Genomic DNA, 18,296 nt, shown 5'->3' on the forward strand with positions numbered 1-18,296 from the left:
TCAAAACGCGTCCGAAGCGGCGGAGCCTGTCGGCGTCGCCCCAATATTTTCCTCGCCGACGGGCGGCGGGGCATGCGGATCGGAATCGCGGTTGGCCGCGTCCCTACTCCATCCTGTGAAAAACTGCCAGCGGCTCAAATGCGCCAGCACCCGGGCCGCGGCGCGGGCGTCAATCAACGCCAGATGCACCGCATTCTCGCGGCCCAATGCCATAGATAGGGTGCTTCGGTCCACCGGCAAGACCAGCCCCTCGCGGCCTGATCCTTCGGCGTCCTCGCCGACACGCCAGGCCTGCGCCAGTTTCTTGCGTCCGTCCTCGCCCGCATCATTGGCGTGGAGGAGCAAGCGAACCTGCCCCTTGCGCGCCGCGGTTTCGATTTTTTCATTGCCGCTGAGCAACGTCCCCGACCGCGATTCCAGTCCCAGCCGGTCCATCGTCGCGCGCCGAAGCTGCGTCTCGATGCGTTCGCCCAGATCATCGGGGATCGTGAAATTGCTGTCCTGCAACGCCCGCGCCAACCCGCCCTTCAGCTTGCCTTTCGCTTGCGCCGTTTCCAGCGCGGCGCGGTCGACGCCAATCCATGCTCCGCGCCCCGGCGCCTTGCCATGCACGTCGGGCGCGATGCTGCCGTCGGGGCCAAGCGCCAGGCGCACAAGCCTTTCGGCCGGCGAAACCTCGCCGGTGATAACGCAGCGCCGTTCGGGCACATGCTGGCCGCGCCGACCAGCGCGGTCTGGTTCGCTCAGCTGATCATTGTGCGGGGTCCGCATCAGCGGCCTCCCCGGTTTGCGGCTCCGCTGCGGGGGCCACTTGCGACGCTTCGGCAACCGGTTCGTCGTCGAACCAGTGCGCACGTGCCGCCATGATGATCTCGTTACCCTGTTCTTCGCTCAGGCCATATTCGCCCAGTACGCCGCCCTTGTCCTCGGCGCGCTCGCTGCGCGGCGGGCCACGGCGGTTGTCGGTGCGCTTCTTCGCGATCAGCTCATCGGTCGCCAGATCGGCAAGATCGTCCAGCGTCTTGATCCCCGCCTTGCCGAGGATGACGAGCATCGCTTCGGTCAGATGCGGGATGGCGGCCAGATCGTCCTCGACGCCCAGTTCGCGGCGTTCGGCGCGCGATGCTTCTTCGCGGCGCTCAAGACCCTCGGTTGCGCGGCTCTGCAGCTCCTGCGCCAGTTCCTCGTCAAAGCCTTCGATGCCCGCGAGTTCCTCAATGCCGACATAGGCGACTTCTTCGAGTTCGGTGAAGCCCTCGGCAACCAGCAGCTGCGCCAGCGTTTCGTCGACGTCGAGCTCTTCCTGGAACATCGTCGAACGTTCGACGAATTCGCGCTGACGCTTTTCGCTGGCGTCGGCCTCGGTCATGATGTCGATCTGGCTGCCGGTCAGCTGGCTGGCGAGACGGACGTTCTGGCCGCGGCGGCCGATGGCCAGCGACAGCTGGTCGTCGGGAACGACGACTTCGATGCGGCTGTCATCTTCGTCGATCACGACGCGCTGGACCGTTGCCGGCTGCAATGCGTTGACGACGAAGGTCGCCGTGTCTTCGGACCAGGGGATGATGTCGATCTTTTCGCCCTGCATTTCCTGGACAACCGCCTGGACGCGGCTGCCCTTCATGCCGACGCACGCGCCGACGGGGTCGATGCTGCTGTCATAGCTGATGACGCCGATCTTGGCGCGCGAACCCGGGTCGCGGGCGGCGGCCTTGATCTCGATGATCCCGTCGTAAATTTCGGGTACTTCCTGCGCGAACAGCTTTTTCATGAAGTCGGGGTGGGCGCGGGACAGGAAAATCTGCGGCCCGCGCGTTTCGCTGCGCACCGACAGGATCAGCGCGCGGACGCGATCGCCGACGCGCATCAATTCGCGCGGGATTTGCTGGTCGCGGCGAATGACGCCTTCGGCGCGGCCCAGGTTGACGACGATGTGGCCGAACTCGACCGACTTCACGACGCCGGTGATCAGCTCGTTGCCGCGGTCCTTGAACTCTTCATACTGGCGCTGACGATCGGCTTCGCGGACCTTTTGAAAGATCACCTGCTTCGCCGACTGCGCGTCGATACGGCCCAGGTCGACCGCGGGCAGCGGATCGACGATGAAATCGCCCAACTGGGCATCCTTCTGCAGTTTCTGACCGGCGGCCAGATCGACCTGCTTGAAATAATCCTCGACGGTCTCGACGACCTCGACGACGCGCCACAAGCGCAGGTCGCCGGTCTGGACGTCCAGCTTGGCGCGAATATCATTCTCGGCGCCATAGCGGGCGCGCGCGGCGCGCTGGATCGCTTCTTCAATGGCCTCGATGACGATGCCCTTGTCGATCATCTTTTCGCTGGCGACGCTGTTGGCAATCGCCAGCAGTTCGGCGCGGTTGGCGGAAATGGCAGTGGCCATCAGTCCTGTCCTTCTTCTTCCATTTCGTCGGCGCCTTCGGCTGAAAGCGGGACGGTTGCGGCAATTAATTTGTCGGTGAGCACCAGCTTCGCCGTGTCGATCGCGTCGAACGGCAGCTTATGCTCCCTCTCTTCCTTATCCTGTATCGTCACGACGTCGTCTTCGATACCGATCAGCAAACCGCTGAAGCGCTGACGCCCGTCACGTTTTTCTTTCAACGCGATCTTGGCCTCATGCCCCGCCCAATCGGCGAAGTCGGCAGGGCGCGTCAGTGGCCGGTCGATGCCCGGAGACGACACTTCCAGCCGGTACGCCTGGTTGATCGGGTCCTTGCCCGCTTCCTCAAGCGCGTCGAGCTGGACCGAAATGCGGCGCGACAGGTCGGCGCAATCGTCGATCGTCAGCTGGCGCGTTTCGGGGCGCTCGGCCATCACTTGCAGCGTCGGGTCGCTCTCGCCGCCAAAAAAGGCGACGCGCACCAACGCCAGCCCCATTGCCTCGGCTTCGGGCGCGATGATCGCATTCAGGACGTCAAGATCGGCCAAGTCATTCTTTCAAAATCGGATGACCGGAAAGCAAGTGGGTACAGCCGCCGCGGCCCGCGGCCCCGACGTCCCAACTGGCTAACCATGTCAAGAAGTGCGCTGCGTATAGGCGGGGGCGGATGAGTCGGCAAGGGGGAATGCTGACGGCTAAGCGCGATACGCATGGGTCCGTCGTGCAGCCGCTTTTCATATCAGCGGCCGCCATTGCCTTCTCTAATTTAAGTCGCCGCTTCGCTGGGCGATCTGTCGCGGCGAAGGTAACGACCATCGAACTCGCCAAGTTCTTCCATCATACCCCAATTGGTGATGCACATATTCTTCTTGTCTCGCCTGATCCCGCCCATCCGTCCAAGCTCCTGCAAAGTTCGGTTCACATGGATCGTCGTCAGACCGACCGCATCGGCAATCTGCTCCTGCGTCATAGGCATTTCGTAACAACGATCGCGAGCTAGTTCGACATGGGCAAACCGGACTTCCAGTTCGCACAGCAGATGCGCAATCCGCGACACGGCATCGCGGCGGCCGATATTGACGAGCCACTCACGGAGTATGGCGGCGTCGATCAGCGTATCGCACCAAAGCGCCAGCGCCAGCGCCGACCTGTCGGTCACCAGCTCCTTGATCGCACTTATGGGGATTATCGCAACTCGCGCCTTCCCGACGGTTTGCACGCTATGATCCGCGTCATCGAACAACAGGTTCTGCAGATCCACAAAATCCCCGGCAACCTGAACGGCAACGACCTGACGGCGGCCGCTACTGGTTACCCGGTGCCGAATGACCGCCCCCTCCAGCAAGATGGAACAACTCGACACGCGGTCGCCCTCACGGGTGATATAGGCCCCGGCGGCCAACTGCTTCACGCGATGCGGCAAGGAGGCGAAGGCGGCGATATCGCCAGATGTCATTTTTTGCGACCGCGACAGCCGAACGGCCGTCGCCTCAAGCCCGATTGGTTGTACCAAAATATGCTCCTCATACGGCGGGAGCACTGCGCATCTCTCAGTCGCAGTCAGCCATAAGCGCGACCTGCGATAAAATAATGTAGCAAGATAAACGCCCCTTGTATTAAAAATACTACACATGTGACAGTTCATTGATTTGATTTAGATCACACTGCAAAAAAATTACATAGATTATGTTCTAACTCATGGCCTTTCGAAAGCTCAGACAGCTGAATAAATCCCTCTTCATATCGAAAGTTGAGATCTAAATTTATGAAAAGATTGGAAGATCCGTTTTGGACAGAATTTTTGGTCATTTTGACTTTAAATTTGCTGTCGAATGTAGTTTAACTATTCTGCGGGCAAATCGAGGTATCGATGGGACAGTCTCTTTCCGGACAAGATTTTTCGAACAATCGGGACTGGGATCGTATCGAAGTCTTGGAGAACGAGGTTCTTCGACTAGTCAAAGCGCTCGAACGCATGTCGAAAAACGGCGCTGGTCTGGATTTTCGAAGTGACGACAGGAAATCTTGCCTTACCGAATCTAAGCAGATCGGATTACGCGACGTTCCCGACCTTCGTAAAAGTGAAAGTTCAGAAAAACAGCACTCTTTTTACGATGATTTATCGCCATCGGTCTATCGAGCCCGTCAGGTTCGCGAACGGATACGACAGCGACGCCTTCGCGAACAAAAATTTTCTGCCGACTTATTTTCCGATCCTGCGTGGGATATGATGCTCGATCTTTACGCGGCCCAACAGGAAGGCGGCGATGTATCGGTATCAAGCCTGTGCATTGCCGCAGCGGTTCCGGCGACAACCGCTTTGCGCTGGATCAAGCGATTGACCGACGAAGGCTGGCTCGTCCGGGAGGACGACACGCGTGATCAACGGCGAACCTACCTGCATTTGAGCAGCTTTGCCCGGTACCGGATGGATCAATATTTCGATCAGATTCTCGATATCCCCGAATCTGTCGGTCGATAGACAGATTTTCTTAAACGCTATTCGTCCGAAGTTTCAGCGTCGCATTCCATCTCATCATTTCGGCGCAGAACAGAATCCGGCAACCATCAAACATCCGCAAACGCCTGAAGGGATTCAAGGAACTTCGCGAAAACTTGACTTTTCGCCAAAAATATCCCAGATGTTGCCGCGCTAACGTCGCCTGCGACGGAAATTTGATGCCGCCAGGCTGATACTTCCCTTCACGCGCTACCAGCTCCTCCGGCGCTTTTGCCGGTTGATTATCTGTTTTCGTGAAAGGAAACATCCCATGCCCATCGGCACCGTAAAATTCTTCAACAGCGACAAAGGCTATGGTTTCATTGCCAATGAAGATGGCTCGGGCGACAGCTTCGTCCACATCACTGCCGTCGAGCGCGCCGGCATGTCGACGCTGAACAAGGAACAGCGCGTTTCTTACGAGCTGGAAACCGACCAGCGCGGCAAGACCTCGGCTGTCAATCTTCAGCCTGCATGAATGAACTCCGGCCCGGCGTCCTTGGGGCGCCGGGCCGGACCATTCGCCGATTGATCGGCATTCAGCTCGCTCCAACGCCAAGGGACCACCCAATGGATATGAACGAGCTTTTCTATCATCACCAGATGGCGTTGATCGCCGCTGGCCAGCCCCGCAGTCGCGGCACCAGCGCCCGCCACGCCAATTTCGATCTGCCCGGCCACTACGCCCAGCGCATCGATGCGTATCGCGCCAAGCGCGGCATGCGCAAATATTTCACCGGCCCCCCACATTCCACGACGCCAAAGATCGGCTAGTCGATCCGCTCGATCTTGATATGCGGCCAGCACGGCGTCAGCAGCATCGCCCAGAGTCCACGAGATCGCTAGCCTAGAAGCGAGCGCAGCCACCTCCGATCTTGGGCCTCCGCGCTGCGCCGATTGGATGGGATGGTGGCTGGCCTGCCCGGTTGATAACGCATCATGAAAAATGCGGTTGGAACGGCGCTCTGTGCGAGCCATCACAGACTGCGCAGCGCGCAGCAGTGAAATGTCTCGCGTTATGCAAAGCGCGAAAGCCCGTTGCGCGGCGACAGTTGCCAGACTTTGTGGAGACCGAAATGATGACAAAATATCCGAAAACCGCACGGCAACGGGTCGTCGTGGCGATCATCGCCGCGCTGTTCCTGATCCCGTCCTCGCAAGCGTCGGATCCGGGCGACACACTTGAATATGTTAGCGAATATGGCGTGATGATCGGGCCAGAGGACCGGGTCAGCAGCACCGGTGCCAAACTTTCGAAGCCCGCCGCGATCCTGCAACAGGATCGCTTTAACGTGAATGTCCGCGGGATCCTTCAACCCGGTGACAGCGTCGACAGCTATTTTACCAGCAACGCGCATCGCGCCCAAATTGCCAAGGCCCTGATCGAGTTCGGCGACGATCAGGCGCGGGCTCACCTGATCAATGGCACCTATCCGCTGCTGATCCTGGCGCAACGCCGAATGGGCGACGAAAGGTTGATCCTTTTCATCTCAACATCGGACGGCGAGCCCGCGGACGATTCGGCGCCCGAGTAGCCCGATACGAGAGGCTATATCGCAGCGAGGTTATTTTCTTTCGATGCTTGGTTGTCTTGAGGCTCGTCGCCCGGCGCGTCCCGCCGTGGAACAACCTATAGGCGCTGCAACATTTTGTTGGCGTTTCAGCGTATAAGGCAGACTGGCACCAGTCCGCGCGAATCGGCGGCGGACGGGGCGACGGAATTTGATGATTGATGAAGCCCGAACTCAACTTGACCGCCCGCGCGACATGGCGTGACCCCGCGCCGGAAAAGCCGGCGGGGCCGGGGCGTGCCTTTTGGGCGGCAATCGCCGCCGTCATGTCGGTCGCCTGCCTTGCCTTCCTGCTGTCGAGCGGGCAGCTGCGCGCACCCGTCGTGTTCGGTCCCTACAGCGTTTCGGTCCCGGTCGAATTTCGGGCCTATGACCCGGCGCGCTGGGCGATCATGAATGCCGAAGATTATGAGGCAGCGCTAAAAATCGACTCGACCCTGCCCGACCCAGCCAGCGTCGGTTATGGTGATGCGGCAGCGTTACCGCCCGCCGACCCAGCGCTGCTCCGCGACGAAGCGTTCGTCGGACCACCCGCCAGATCCTATGTCTTTCGCGGCGTGACCGCGCTCGACCGCGAACGCGCCCATTATTGCCTGACCGCCGCCATCTATTACGAGGCCGCGTCGGAAACCGACGACGGCATGCGCGGCGTTGCGCAGACGGTGATCAACCGGGTCCGCCACCCCAGCTTTCCGAACACCGTGTGCGGCGTCGTCTTTCAAGGCTCGCAGCGCGCGGGCGTCTGCCAGTTCACCTTTAGCTGCGACGGCGCGATGGCGCGGGCGCCGAGCAAGCCCAACTGGCTGCGCGCGAGCCGCGTCGCCTCGGCGGCGCTCGGCGGCTTTGTTTTTCCCAAGGTCGGCCTGGCGACCCATTATCACACCCAGGCGATCTGGCCGCGCTGGGGCAAAAGCCTGGTGATGACCAACATCGTCGGCGCGCATATCTTCCATCGCTGGCGCGGCCGCTGGGGCATGCCCGACGCGTTCCGGGCGCCCTATCTCGGCCGCGAGCCGGTCCCCGGTCCCTATCTGCCGCTCGCGCAGCAGCTTGCGATCCTGAAGGGCCAGGGCCTTCCTCCCGGCGCCGGCCCTGTGCCTGCGCTCACGGGCGTAGCCGCGACGCTTCCTGACACCGCCGCGGCGCCGCTCCCCGGCGCGGTGATGCCGGCAACCCCAATCGCGCCGCCGCCCGCGGCGCCCGTTACCCAGACCTACGCCGATCCGCGGCTCAACCAGTCCGGTCAGATCCGCGAAGAATTTCGCGGCAGCGGAGAGTGGAAACAGTGAGCCTTTCGGCTTAAGCTTTCCTTCTCACGATAGGGAGGCTTCCATGGGACATGTCAAAGGCATCGGCGGTCTGTTTTTCCGGGCGCGCGACCCCGACACGCTGAACGCGTGGTATAAAGAACGGCTAGGCATCGGGGGCGGGTGCAGCGCCGACGAAACCGGGCCGATCAACGAATGGGTGTGGAATGTGACCGCCGGGCCGGTGGTGTTTGCCCCGTTCAAGGCCGACACAGATTATTTCGCCGCCGACCGCCAGTTTATGATCAACCTGCGCGTCGACGACCTCGACGCCGTGCTCGCGCCGTTTCACGATGCCCGGCGACGAGGTGATCACCAAGGATGAGTGGAATGACCCGGCAGTAGGCCGCTTTGCGCGGGTGCATGATCCCGAAGGCAATCCGATCGAGCTGTGGGAGCCGCCAAAAAGCTGACCTTCTCTTCCCGTTCGTGTTGAGCGAAGTCGAGACACCCGAAAGGCGCCCACGGCAGATTTGCATCTCGACTTCAGCCGAAGGCTGAAGTTTATCCTGAGCGCCCGCCCTGGGGGGCATTCGAAGGGCTCGATGCGAACGGAAACTGGGTAGGCTTTTTACCGACCTTGGCTGCGCCAGCGCTTCACCACGCGCTCCAGGATTTCGGCCTCGCCGCCGGTTTCTTTCCACAATTTCGAGAACAGCGGATCGCTCGATGCCGGACGCTTGTCCTCTTCCAGCGTGTCGAGATAGACGCGGATCGGGATCGACACACCCTCACCGCAGACGATGCATTCGCGGTTCCGTAACGCCGGGATCGAATCGATAAAACCGCGCGCGCCTTCGGGCATCGCCGCCTTGACGAAATGCTGATCGCGCTCGTTGTTCAGGCGCATCGAGATGATCGTACCGCACTGCGACAGCACGCCTTCGGCCAGATCCGACGGGCGCTGGGTGATCAGGCCCAGCGACACGCCATATTTACGGCCTTCCTTGGCAATTCGTTCCAGAATCTTGCGAACCGCCTGGCCCTGGCCGGTATCCTTGGCCGGGATATAGCGATGGGCCTCCTCGCAGACGAGCAGGATCGGGCGCTGCGGTTTCGCCGCGCGACCAGATCGCATAGTCAAAGGTCAGACGCGACAGCACCGCGACGACGACCCCGGTGATGTCCGACGGCACCCCCGACACATCGATGATCGAGATCGGCCGGCCGTCCGACGGCAGGCGGAAGATCTTGCCGAGGAACCCAGCCATGGTGTCAGCGACGAGCATGCCCGAGAACATGAAATTATAGCGCGGATCGGCGCGCATTTCCTCGATCTTGCCCTTGATGCGCATGAACGGCGCGCTCGACGTCGCCTTATCGAGCCGGCCCATCTCGTTGGTCAGGATGCTGAGCAAGTCGGAGAGCAGATAGGGGATCGGCGAATCGACCGTGATCTTGGTCATGCCCTCGGCCAGCCGGTTCTTGGTGCGCGCTTGTAGCAGGCAGCGCGACAGCACGTCGCAGTCGGCCTGGCGGTCCCGGCCCTCGGCGGTGACGAACACTTCGCAATGTTCCTCAAAATTCATCAACCAATATGGCATGGCGAGGTTATCGACATCGAACAGCGCGCCGATGCCCTTGAACGCCGCCGAATATTCGCCGTGCGGATCGATCATCACGATATGACCTTGCGGCGCCAGTTCGCAGATCTTGTGGAGGATCAGCGCCGCGCTGGTCGATTTACCGGTCCCGGTCGACCCAAGCAGGGCAAAGTGCTTGCCGAGCATCGCATCGACATAGAGCGAGCCGCGAATATCCTTGGTCGGATAAACGGTGCCGATTTCGACATGGGCGCGCTCGTCGGCGGCATAAATCTGTTTAAGGTCGGCGCTGGTCGCGGCAAACACCTGACAGCCCGGGATCGGATAGCGGGTGACGCCGCGGCGAAAAATTCGCGATGCGGCCGGTGATCTTTTCCTCTTCGCCCTCGCCAAGGAAGTCGATGGTCGCAAGGATCAGTCCTTCGCCGCGGGCGTGGAGCTGCTGATCGCGGATGCTGGCGATCAGCCAGATGTTGCCCACGCGGACCTTCACCTGCGCGCCGACTTGGCCGGCCATCGCTACGGCGGCATCGCTCGACGTCGCCAATTTGGCGATAGTCGCGGCATCAAGCAGGATTCGCGAGGCCGAACCCGAAATTTCGGTGACTTCGCCGATCATCAGGTCGTCGCGATGATGGTTGATCACCGGCGCCACCGCGATCGCAGCACCGCCACCGGCAAGCCGAACATGCTGCGCCGCCGTCGAATCTCCGGCGGGAAATCCGCCACCTTGCATATCCATCAAAACGCCCCGCCTAACATGATCCCGGACGCCGGTATCGCAGGCCCGGGTAAATATAGGCTAAAGGCTCGAGCACGAACCCTGCCGTCTGACCGGTGGTCAACGACGGCGGAATATCGCCGATGCGGCGTAGCCGAGCAGCAGCGACAGTGCGACCGCGCTCAGACCGTATAGAAAGCCGTGCCGCTGCGCCGCCAGCGCCACGAAGCGTTCGAATCCGGCCTTGCGGATTTGGACATCGCGCGACGCGGACCGCCAGCACACGCCCGCGACTGATCAGAAACGTTTCGGCGCGATACGTACCCACCGGCACGCGCGCCGGCACGGGAATCCGGGCGCGATAGAGCACGCCTTCGGTAATCTCGACCGCCACCGGATTTTCATAAAACAGCCCAAGCCGACGATAGAGGTCGGTGAGTCCGGCTTCGAAGCGTTGCAACTTCGTTGCCTCCGAAAAACCCGTCGGCGACATCGACAAATTAGCGAGGCCGAGTTCGAAAATGGCTGCGGTCCGTTCGTCGACCAACTTGTCGATCGGGCGCGACGATCCGATCGCATAAAAACCGGGCGACGTGCGCAGCCGGATGCTGCTGGCATTGACCCATATCCCGGCCACCCGCCGCTTTTCGCGGAGCACGATCGGACGCACCGGCCCCCTTCAGCACGACGACGATGTCGGCGCGGTCGTCGGGTAGCCGCTGCCCTGGATAGAGGATCGCGCCGAACAGCAGCAATTCTTCGCCCGTAAAACTATATTGAATGTCGATCGCCCGGCTCGACACGTCGGGGACGAGCCGCGGATCGCTCGCCTGCGCCGCGGCGCCCGTCGGCGGCACCAGCGCGGCGAGCGCCAGGGTCAAGGCGGCGGTCCGCCTCATTGCACCGTGTAGATTTCGTCGGGCCGGATAAACAGGTCGACGCCCATCCGGATCGCAACCAGCAGGACGATGACCGCCAACGCCATGCGCAAATATTCGGGCTTCACCTTTTGCGCAAAACGGGCACCAAATTGAGCCCCGGTCACGCTGCCGATCAAAAGCAGCCCGGGCCAGCACGATATCGACCGCACCGGTGGTCATCGCATGCACCATCGTCCGTCGCGATCGTCACGAAACAGGATCTGGAACAGCGATGTCCCCACGGACGACCTGCGTCCCCCATTACCGAGCAGAAAGATCATCGCGGGAACCATGATGAAGCCGCCGCCGACGCCGAGCAGCATCGTCCAATACGCCCGACCACCATGCCCAGCAGCAGCGGCGCAAAAAGGCGAAATATACAGACCCGAGCGATAGAACCGCCAGCGCAGCGGGCAGGTTGGCGACCATCGGATGGTGGCGCCCGTTTGCGCGCCGGTGGCGCAAACGCCCCGCCCGCACGGCGCGCAGCGCGCCCCAGGCCTCGCGCGCCATCAGCGTCCCCTACCCGAACCGAGCAACGCGACATAAAGGGATGTTGATCGTCCGTGTCGATCTGGCCCCCAGGCGGTCAGCAATTCGAACAAGCCCGGCGCCAATCAGCGGACCCGACCAGGCCGCCGGCTACCAGTAACGGCCCCCATCCGCAGGTCGACCCCGTCGCGTTCCAGAATGCGCCCATCCACCCCCGACACACTCGCACCGGTGGACCTGTGTCGCCCGCCGGACGCCGCGGCAACGGTGGGCGGAATACCGTAAAAAAATCAGCAAAGGCGTGGTCAGGAACCCGCCGCCAACCCCGAACATCCCCGACAGAAAAGCCGACGCCCGCCGCCCAGTAGCACGATGACCAGCGCATTGACCGAAAGATTGGCGACGGGAAGGTAAAGGTCCATGGCCCCCGAATATGGTTCAGCGGCGCCGGAAACAGCGCCGATTCCCAAAGACCCTAGACGATTTTTTTCGGGCCGGGGAATCGGCTGCGACAGCTAAATTTCGTCGCGTTCTAAAAGTCGGTGGGCCAGCGTCAGGGCAAGTCCGCTTTCGGGTTGCGCATCACCCGCCAACGCGCCTGCCGCCAGTCTAGCGCAATCCGGCTGCCTTCGCCGACCTCGGGCAGCCGCAGCGTCCACTCCGCGGACCGGACGTCGACGCGGCGCGACCCCCTGGCTGCACGGCCCCCGGCGGCCAGCGCGCCCACCCCGCAAGGGCGATGTCTCGTCCGAAACCAAGCCGCCGGTCGATCACGATCGCCCCATCAGCGAACCCGTCACGTCGCCCGCGCGCCCGACGATGCCGGCCTGGCCATAAGCTTCAAGCCGGAATCCGTGCGGCAGCGCGGACATCGCTGACGCCCCGCCTGTGACCCATCGCCGCAAGCGCGGTACGTCCCCTCTTGCCCGATGGCGACGCGCTGCTCCATCGCGATATCGACCGGCCAATGTGCCACCGGCGCAAAAGCCCAGTCCAAAGGCGAGTTTCGCGCTGTTCGGGGCGCCGCACGGCAAAGGTGGCACGGCCATAAGCGCGGGCGCGACCGGAGTCGCCAAAAAACCATAGCCAAGGACGCAGGACCCCGCCCTGACTGCCGCCAAGTTGGCCTGGCCCGCTGCAATCGCGCCGGGCGCGGTCCGAGCGCCCACCGCGCAAATAGAGCCAGCCGCCAAGCGGACCCAGCCCGACATCTGGACGCCGCATCCAGAACGGCTTGCCCTGCCCCGGCGCGGCGCTTGGCGTTATCGCTGGCCGGAAAACCAATCGGCCATGCCCGCGCGGCATCGCCGCTCGCGCCGCGCCGCCGAGGTGCTGGGGGGAGAAGTCGCGCCACCAGCGCGGCACGAAGGACTGTGGCGATCGCCGCCTCCAATCGCCCGCCCGAAACGTCAACAGCACCGGCAGCCCGCCGAAGCAGCGCTGGGGCGTCCATCGCCCCCCGACATGGCGACCAAGAGCGGGCAGACGACGCGGCGGCGATTTGCGTTGCCCGGTTTGTCATCGATCGGTGCCGCGGCATGCGCGGCAACTGCTCAATGACCAGCCGGTCGCGGCAAAAGGGCGACGGCACCGACCAGGGCGGCGTTTGCGGCATCTGGCGGCGGCGGTACAGCAGGCTGCCAATGCGCCGCAACGCGCAGCACGGTCCCAGCCGCCGCCGGACGCAAAAGCAAAAGAAAGCGCAGCCCCTCGCGCGTCACGCCCCGGACGGCAAAGCGCCCGCGCGCTCATCGCGCCACCATGGGCGCGGTCGCAACCTCTACCGCCATGTCGCTCTCGCGATGCTCGGTCTTGTCCCACACGACTTCGCCCGAGCGCAACATCCGCCAATAGATCATCACCGCCCGCCGCGCCGCCAGCATCGCCATGATGTTGGCGACGAAGGCGCGCGGTACAGCCCAGGCCGCCTCACGCCAACCATAGCACCGCCCCGCAAACAGGCTGCGCATCCCCAGTCGCCAGACGAGCATCATGGCGTTGAGCGCCAAAAGCATACGCGTCCCGTCGCCTAAGGTCTCTGCTTTCCACCCAAGAACGGCCTGCCCCGCCCAGCCGAACGCAGTCAGCATCAAGCCGGTATAGGCCGCCAGCAGGACGAGCGCGGCAAGCGGGGCGCGGCGGTCGCGCCAAAGCATCCAGCGCGCAAGCCAGATGTGGCCGGGCGAACCCGCCATCGTATGGCGGCGCGATCCGGGCCAACCCAGATGATCCCATCCCGCCAGCGCAATCCCGGCGATCCAGCGCGCCTTTTGCCGGACGGCGGCGTCGGCGCGATCGGGAAAGGCGCCGCGCGACACGATCCGGTCGCCCATCGGCCCGGGCGCATCGACAAAACGCGCCTTCAGACCATAAGCGCCGATCACCATGCCAAGCTCGTAATCCTCGGTCAGGCTGTTGTAACGGAACGGATCACCGCCGCGATCGATCGCCAGCAACGCGAGCGTGTGGCGCGTCAGTGCACAGCCGACCCCCGCCGACGGTAAAGGCATGCTCAGCCGCGAGCGGACGACCAGTTCCTTGCCATGCGCTTCGGCAAACTCGTCACCATAATGGCCACCGATCCACCGCGCGCCGCGCGCAATGATCGGCACCACCGGGATCTGCACCATCGCATTCTCGCCCAGATGGCGGCGATAGAGCGCGATCTCGCCGGGGTGGACCAGGTCTTCGGCATCGTGAAGGACGATCGCGGCAAAGCGCATGCCCTCGGCGCGCTCGTCCTCGCCCAGCGCGGCCCACATCCGGTTGAGATTGTCGCCCTTGGTCGTCGGCCCGTCGCGCTCGTTGACCACCAGCCGCAATCGGCGATCGCTGGCAACCAGCGGCGAGATCGCAAACAGCGTCGCGGGCGTCATTGGGATAACAGCCGATGTAAATGCGGACGTCTTCGCCATCCCACGCGGCCAGCGATCGGCGGAGCATGACCGGCAATATGCGATGCTCATCCCACGCCGGAACAAAGACCGCCAACGTCCCGGCCAGCGACCGCTTGTCGGGCGCATCGGGTAACCGGCGGTCGCGCGTGCCGAGCCACAAAGCGTCGAACAACAGGTCGTCCAGTCCGATCAGCAATATGCCCACCGATGCAAACAGCATCAGTTCGTCGCTGGCCCCGTGCACCAGCCATTCCAGCCATGCGGTCGATAGCTCCACCCACCAGCCTCGCGCCACCGTGGCGTCACGCCACCCACGCCCTCATTGCTAATGCGCGAGGTGCATTTGTAAAGCCGAGCGCATGGAGCTAGGACACCGCCAATCCCCACCGACGATGAGAGCTCACCGACCCATGAATGGCAGTTTTCCGCCGCGTTCGGCCTTGCGAGATTTTCTTGAGAGCGAAAGCGCGGGCGGCATGCTGCTCATTTTCGCAGCCATTTTGGCGATGATTGTTGCCAATTCGTCGTTAGGCACCGTTTATCACGACGCGATCCACGCCGTCACCGGCCCGGTGCTCAGCGACAAGCTGGGTCCGATGACGGTGCATCTGTGGATCAACGACGGGTTGATGGCGATTTTCTTCCTGCTCGTCGGGCTCGAAATCAAGCGGGAATTCGTCGACGGGCGGCTGGCCAGCTGGGACCGGCGGCGGCTGCCGTTCATCGCGGCGGCGGCGGGCATGGCCGTCCCTGCGGCGCTTTATATGCTCTTTGCGGGCGGCGAACCCGGACTGGCGCAAGGCTGGGCGATCCCCGCTGCAACCGACATTGCGTTTGCGATGGGGGTGCTGGCCCTGCTCGGCAAGCGCGCGCCGACCTCGCTCAAGCTGTTCCTGGTCACCGTGGCGATCGTCGATGACATGGGCGCGGTCGCGATCATCGCGCTGTTTTATACGGCGAAGATCAACCTGCTCGCGCTCGGCGCGGCGGCGGCCATCCTCGGCCTGATGTTCGCGATGGGGCGGCTTGGCGTCAAAAGCCTGCTCATCTATTTTCTGCTGTTCCTGTTGCTTTGGTACGCGATGCTGCTGTCAGGGGTGCACGCCACGATCGCCGGGGTGCTCGCCGCGATGGCGATCCCCTTCGAGCGCACCCCCGGCGCGCCCGACAGCCAGACCTCGCCGCTGCACCGGCTCGAACATGGGCTGCATCCGTGGGTCGCCTTTGCGATCGTGCCGCTGTTCGGCTTTGCCAACGCCGGGGTCGACATCGGCGGCCTGACCGCCGAACAGATTTTCGCACCGCTGCCGCTCGGCATCGCCGCAGGGTTGTTCCTGGGCAAGCAGATCGGCATTTTCGGGAGTGTCTGGCTGGCGGTCAAACTCGGGATCGCGGGCAAGCTGCGCGGCGCGACCTGGCTGCAAATCTATGGCGTCGCAATGCTATGCGGCATCGGCTTCACGATGAGTCTGTTCATCGGCGGCCTCGCCTTCCCCGGCGACGCGCTGCTGGTGGAGGAAGCCAAGATCGGGATATTGATGGGGTCGCTCGCCGCGGCGCTGGTCGGCTATGCGGTGTTGCGTTTCGCCCCGCTGCATCCCGAACATGGCGCGGTCGAACGAACGTCCGATGCGGAGATCGCCGCCGATGGCGATGTGCGTGACACCTCCGAAAGCCAAGCTATAGCGAGGTGATGCGCAAACTCCTCGCCCTGTCGCTGATCGCTGCTTTGCCCGGCTGCGCCGCCAGCACGTCCGAACGCCCCGCTGGCGGCGTCGGGGTCGCGGCGCTCGACGTGCGCCGCACTCCCGCCTCGACCCAGGCGCTGGACGAGATCGCCGCGGCCTATCTGCAGCTGACGCTCGAGATCGGGACGCACGAGCCGGGATATATCGACGCCTATTACGGTCCGCCCGAATTGCAGAAAGCCGCCGAGGCCGCGCCGCGCGACAAGCCGGCGCTGCTCGCCGCGACGCGCGACCTGACGGCGCAAATTGATCTGGCAGCGCGCCGCCTGTCCGACCCGCTCGACCGCCGCCGCGCGACTTTCCTCCGCGCCCAGCTACGTGCCGCCGAAACGCGCTTGCTGATGATGCAGGGTACGCGCTTTGCCTTTGCCGACGAGGCCGAACGTTTGTTCGGGGTCCGCCCGCAGCTGAAACCGCTGGCGAGCTATGATGCCGAGCTGGCCAAAATCGACGCGCTGGTTCCCGGCGCCGGGCCATTGGCGACGCGGGTCGAGGCCTATCTCGACAATTTCACCATCCCCACCGACCGGCTGCAAAAGACCTTCGACGCCGCGATCGCGCGCTGCCGCGGGCGGAGCATGGCGCATATCGCGATGCCGACGGGTGAAAGCTTTCGCCTCGAGTTCGTCACCGGCAAGAGCTGGAGCGGCTATAATTATTACCAAGGCGGCTATCACAGCCTGATCCAGGTCAACACCGACCTGCCGATCCGCCTGTCGCGCGCGCTTGATCTGGGCTGCCACGAGGGGTATCCGGGCCACCACCTGCTCAACATGAAGCTCGAGGAAAAGCTGGTCAAAGATCGCGGCTGGGCCGAGTTCAGCGTCTATCCGCTCTACAGCCCGCAAAGCCTGATCGCCGAGGGCAGCGCCAATTACGGAATCGAACTGGCCTTCCCCGCCGAGAACAAGGCCGAAACCGAACGCGACATATTGATGCCGATCGCCGAAATCGCACCGCCCTCCGACGATCGCTACTGGCAATTGCTCGCGGCGATCAAACGCGCGTCAGGGGCTCGGCTAACGATTGCGCAGCAATATCTCGACCGCGAAATCGACCGCCCGACGGCCGTCCAGCTCACCCAGAAATATCTGCTCGTGTCGCCCAAGCGCGCCGAACAGTCGGTCAGCTTCACCGATCAATACCGCAGCTATGTGATCAACTACGGTCTCGGCGAAGCGATGGTGCGCGCGTATGTCGAGCGCGGCAAGCCGACCCGCGACCAGATGTGGCAGCGGATGGCGAAGCTGATCAGCGAACCGACGCTGCCTGCGGACCTGCTCGCGCGGTGAGCATCGCCGCGCCGCTGCTCTGGCTCGGCCAGTCGGGATCGCCGCGGCGTCCGCCTGCGGGGGTGTATCCGCACGGCTGATCGTAACGATCCGCTCAACCATTCCAATTTCGCAAGGGATACCCCCATGCTCGACAAACCCGACATCCACGCCCGCCTCGAAGCCCCGGTCCTGAAGGATTATGGGGTCTATCTCGCGGTCGACCGCCTGCTCGATTGCCAGAAACCGCTCGCCACCCTCGTCACCCCCGACGAATTGCAATTCCAGATCGTCCATCAGGTCGAGGAATTGTGGATGAAGCTTGCCGCCTTCACCCTTGCCGAAATCGATCAGCATCTACGCGATGGCCAGATCATGCGCGCTATCACCCTATTCGGCCGCGTCCATATGCTGCTGCGCATGATGACGGACCAGCTGGCGCTGATCGAAACGATGAGCCCCTATGATTATCAGGCGATCCGGCTCCAGCTCGGCAACGGGTCGGGCCAGGAAAGCCCCGGGTTCCAGATGCTGCTGACCTTACCCGCGGGACTATGGGACACCTATCGTACCCTGTATCTGGACCCTGCCCAAAAAGAGTCAGGCGCCCGTACCCTGACCGACATCTACGACACCGGCTACGCCCATGACGAAGCCTATTTGGTCGCCGAGGCGCTGATCGAATTCGACGAGCTGTTCCAGAAATTTCGCGCCCACCACATCTACCTCGTCCATCGCTCGATCGGCATGGGATCGAAAGCGATCAGCGGCCGCGCCGTTGACCTGCTCGACGCCGGCGCGCGTCACCGCTTCTTCCCCGAACTATGGGCGATCCGCGTCCAGATGACCGACCGCTGGGGCGCCGAATATGGCGTCAAACGCGACAGCATCCGCCAAGGTGAAGCTGGGCATGGGAGTGGGGTTTAG

At 63.0% G+C, this 18,296-nt stretch carries 13 protein-coding genes and 4 pseudogenes; 9 read left to right on the plus strand and 8 right to left on the minus strand.

Annotated features, from left to right (window positions below; translation table 11 throughout):
* The 4 genes from ACQY6T_RS04165 to ACQY6T_RS04180 all read right to left on the minus strand — a co-directional run bounded on the left by ACQY6T_RS04165 (window position 1) and on the right by ACQY6T_RS04180 (window position 4,031).
* On the minus strand, window positions 1-771 hold the full coding sequence (locus tag ACQY6T_RS04165) for a DUF448 domain-containing protein (RefSeq protein WP_428628722.1): 771 nt from the start codon (window positions 769-771) through the stop codon (window positions 1-3).
* Window positions 752-2,401 carry a transcription termination factor NusA gene (gene nusA / locus ACQY6T_RS04170; protein ID WP_428628724.1) on the minus strand — a complete coding sequence of 550 codons (1,650 nt, stop codon included), beginning with the start codon at window positions 2,399-2,401 and terminating at the stop codon, window positions 752-754. Before nusA ends, ACQY6T_RS04165 begins: the two co-directional genes overlap by 20 nt.
* Entirely contained in the window at window positions 2,401-2,946 is a 546-nt protein-coding gene (gene rimP / locus ACQY6T_RS04175; RefSeq protein WP_428628727.1) for a ribosome maturation protein RimP, read from the minus strand. The genes nusA and rimP overlap by 1 nt, the downstream gene beginning before the upstream one ends.
* A 218-nt stretch (window positions 2,947-3,164) precedes the next feature.
* Entirely contained in the window at window positions 3,165-4,031 is an 867-nt protein-coding gene (locus ACQY6T_RS04180; RefSeq protein ID WP_428628729.1) for a Crp/Fnr family transcriptional regulator, read from the minus strand.
* Window positions 4,032-4,268: 237 nt separating this feature from the next.
* On the opposite strand from ACQY6T_RS04180, the gene ACQY6T_RS04185 reads away from it, so the two are divergent.
* From ACQY6T_RS04185 to ACQY6T_RS04210, 6 genes and pseudogenes are all read left to right on the plus strand, one after another.
* Complete coding sequence (locus ACQY6T_RS04185; RefSeq protein WP_428628731.1) at window positions 4,269-4,880, plus strand: hypothetical protein; 612 nt, start codon at window positions 4,269-4,271, stop codon at window positions 4,878-4,880.
* Window positions 4,881-5,169: 289 nt separating this feature from the next.
* Window positions 5,170-5,376: a cold-shock protein gene (locus tag ACQY6T_RS04190; protein ID WP_088442721.1), complete on the plus strand. Its 207-nt coding sequence runs from the start codon at window positions 5,170-5,172 to the stop codon at window positions 5,374-5,376.
* A gap of 98 nt (window positions 5,377-5,474) precedes the next feature.
* Window positions 5,475-5,672: a hypothetical protein gene (locus tag ACQY6T_RS04195; RefSeq protein WP_428628733.1), complete on the plus strand. Its 198-nt coding sequence runs from the start codon at window positions 5,475-5,477 to the stop codon at window positions 5,670-5,672.
* A gap of 302 nt (window positions 5,673-5,974) precedes the next feature.
* Entirely contained in the window at window positions 5,975-6,433 is a 459-nt protein-coding gene (locus tag ACQY6T_RS04200) for a hypothetical protein (protein ID WP_428628736.1), read from the plus strand.
* A gap of 197 nt (window positions 6,434-6,630) precedes the next feature.
* Window positions 6,631-7,758, plus strand: a complete 1,128-nt coding sequence (locus ACQY6T_RS04205; protein ID WP_428628852.1) for a cell wall hydrolase — start codon at window positions 6,631-6,633, stop codon at window positions 7,756-7,758.
* 43 nt (window positions 7,759-7,801) lie between these two features.
* Window positions 7,802-8,189: pseudogene (locus ACQY6T_RS04210) on the plus strand (VOC family protein).
* 158 nt (window positions 8,190-8,347) lie between these two features.
* Here ACQY6T_RS04210 and ACQY6T_RS04215 read toward each other — a convergent pair.
* The 4 genes and pseudogenes from ACQY6T_RS04215 to ACQY6T_RS04230 all read right to left on the minus strand — a co-directional run bounded on the left by ACQY6T_RS04215 (window position 8,348) and on the right by ACQY6T_RS04230 (window position 14,329).
* A pseudogene (locus ACQY6T_RS04215) lies at window positions 8,348-9,939 on the minus strand (ATP-binding protein).
* Between the two features lie 222 nt (window positions 9,940-10,161).
* Window positions 10,162-10,940: pseudogene (locus ACQY6T_RS04220) on the minus strand (TIGR02186 family protein).
* Window positions 10,937-11,875: pseudogene (locus ACQY6T_RS04225) on the minus strand (sulfite exporter TauE/SafE family protein). Before ACQY6T_RS04225 ends, ACQY6T_RS04220 begins: the two co-directional pseudogenes overlap by 4 nt.
* 1,326 nt (window positions 11,876-13,201) lie before the next feature.
* Window positions 13,202-14,329, minus strand: a complete 1,128-nt coding sequence (locus ACQY6T_RS04230; protein ID WP_428628738.1) for a glycosyl transferase family protein — start codon at window positions 14,327-14,329, stop codon at window positions 13,202-13,204.
* A 431-nt stretch (window positions 14,330-14,760) separates the two neighbouring features.
* On the opposite strand from ACQY6T_RS04230, the gene nhaA reads away from it, so the two are divergent.
* From nhaA to ACQY6T_RS04245, 3 genes are all read left to right on the plus strand, one after another.
* Entirely contained in the window at window positions 14,761-16,044 is a 1,284-nt protein-coding gene (gene nhaA / locus ACQY6T_RS04235) for a Na+/H+ antiporter NhaA (RefSeq protein WP_428628740.1), read from the plus strand.
* Entirely contained in the window at window positions 16,044-17,390 is a 1,347-nt protein-coding gene (locus ACQY6T_RS04240) for a hypothetical protein (protein ID WP_428628742.1), read from the plus strand. The genes nhaA and ACQY6T_RS04240 overlap by 1 nt, the downstream gene beginning before the upstream one ends.
* 126 nt (window positions 17,391-17,516) lie before the next feature.
* The gene (locus tag ACQY6T_RS04245; protein ID WP_428628745.1) at window positions 17,517-18,296 is read left to right on the plus strand and encodes a tryptophan 2,3-dioxygenase family protein; all 780 of its coding nucleotides are present in this window, start codon (window positions 17,517-17,519) and stop codon (window positions 18,294-18,296) included.

It is taken from the genome of Sphingopyxis sp. (genome assembly GCF_965279725.1).
In the GTDB taxonomy this organism is placed as follows: domain Bacteria; phylum Pseudomonadota; class Alphaproteobacteria; order Sphingomonadales; family Sphingomonadaceae; genus Sphingopyxis.

What these genes read in the sequence shown, in the direction of transcription:
- ACQY6T_RS04195 (WP_428628733.1), top strand. Translation starts at nt 5,475, where the DNA reads ATGAACGAGCTTTTCTATCATCACCAGATGGCGTTGATCGCCGCTGGC.
- ACQY6T_RS04185 (WP_428628731.1), top strand. Translation starts at nt 4,269, where the DNA reads ATGGGACAGTCTCTTTCCGGACAAGATTTTTCGAACAATCGGGACTGG.
- ACQY6T_RS04180 (WP_428628729.1), bottom strand. Translation starts at nt 4,031, where the DNA reads ATGTGTAGTATTTTTAATACAAGGGGCGTTTATCTTGCTACATTATTT.
- ACQY6T_RS04190 (WP_088442721.1), top strand. Translation starts at nt 5,170, where the DNA reads ATGCCCATCGGCACCGTAAAATTCTTCAACAGCGACAAAGGCTATGGT.
- ACQY6T_RS04240 (WP_428628742.1), top strand. Translation starts at nt 16,044, where the DNA reads ATGCGCAAACTCCTCGCCCTGTCGCTGATCGCTGCTTTGCCCGGCTGC.
- nusA (WP_428628724.1), bottom strand. Translation starts at nt 2,401, where the DNA reads ATGGCCACTGCCATTTCCGCCAACCGCGCCGAACTGCTGGCGATTGCC.
- nhaA (WP_428628740.1), top strand. Translation starts at nt 14,761, where the DNA reads ATGAATGGCAGTTTTCCGCCGCGTTCGGCCTTGCGAGATTTTCTTGAG.
- ACQY6T_RS04205 (WP_428628852.1), top strand. Translation starts at nt 6,631, where the DNA reads ATGAAGCCCGAACTCAACTTGACCGCCCGCGCGACATGGCGTGACCCC.
- ACQY6T_RS04200 (WP_428628736.1), top strand. Translation starts at nt 5,975, where the DNA reads ATGATGACAAAATATCCGAAAACCGCACGGCAACGGGTCGTCGTGGCG.
- ACQY6T_RS04165 (WP_428628722.1), bottom strand. Translation starts at nt 771, where the DNA reads ATGCGGACCCCGCACAATGATCAGCTGAGCGAACCAGACCGCGCTGGT.
- ACQY6T_RS04245 (WP_428628745.1), top strand. Translation starts at nt 17,517, where the DNA reads ATGCTCGACAAACCCGACATCCACGCCCGCCTCGAAGCCCCGGTCCTG.
- ACQY6T_RS04230 (WP_428628738.1), bottom strand. Translation starts at nt 14,329, where the DNA reads ATGACGCCCGCGACGCTGTTTGCGATCTCGCCGCTGGTTGCCAGCGAT.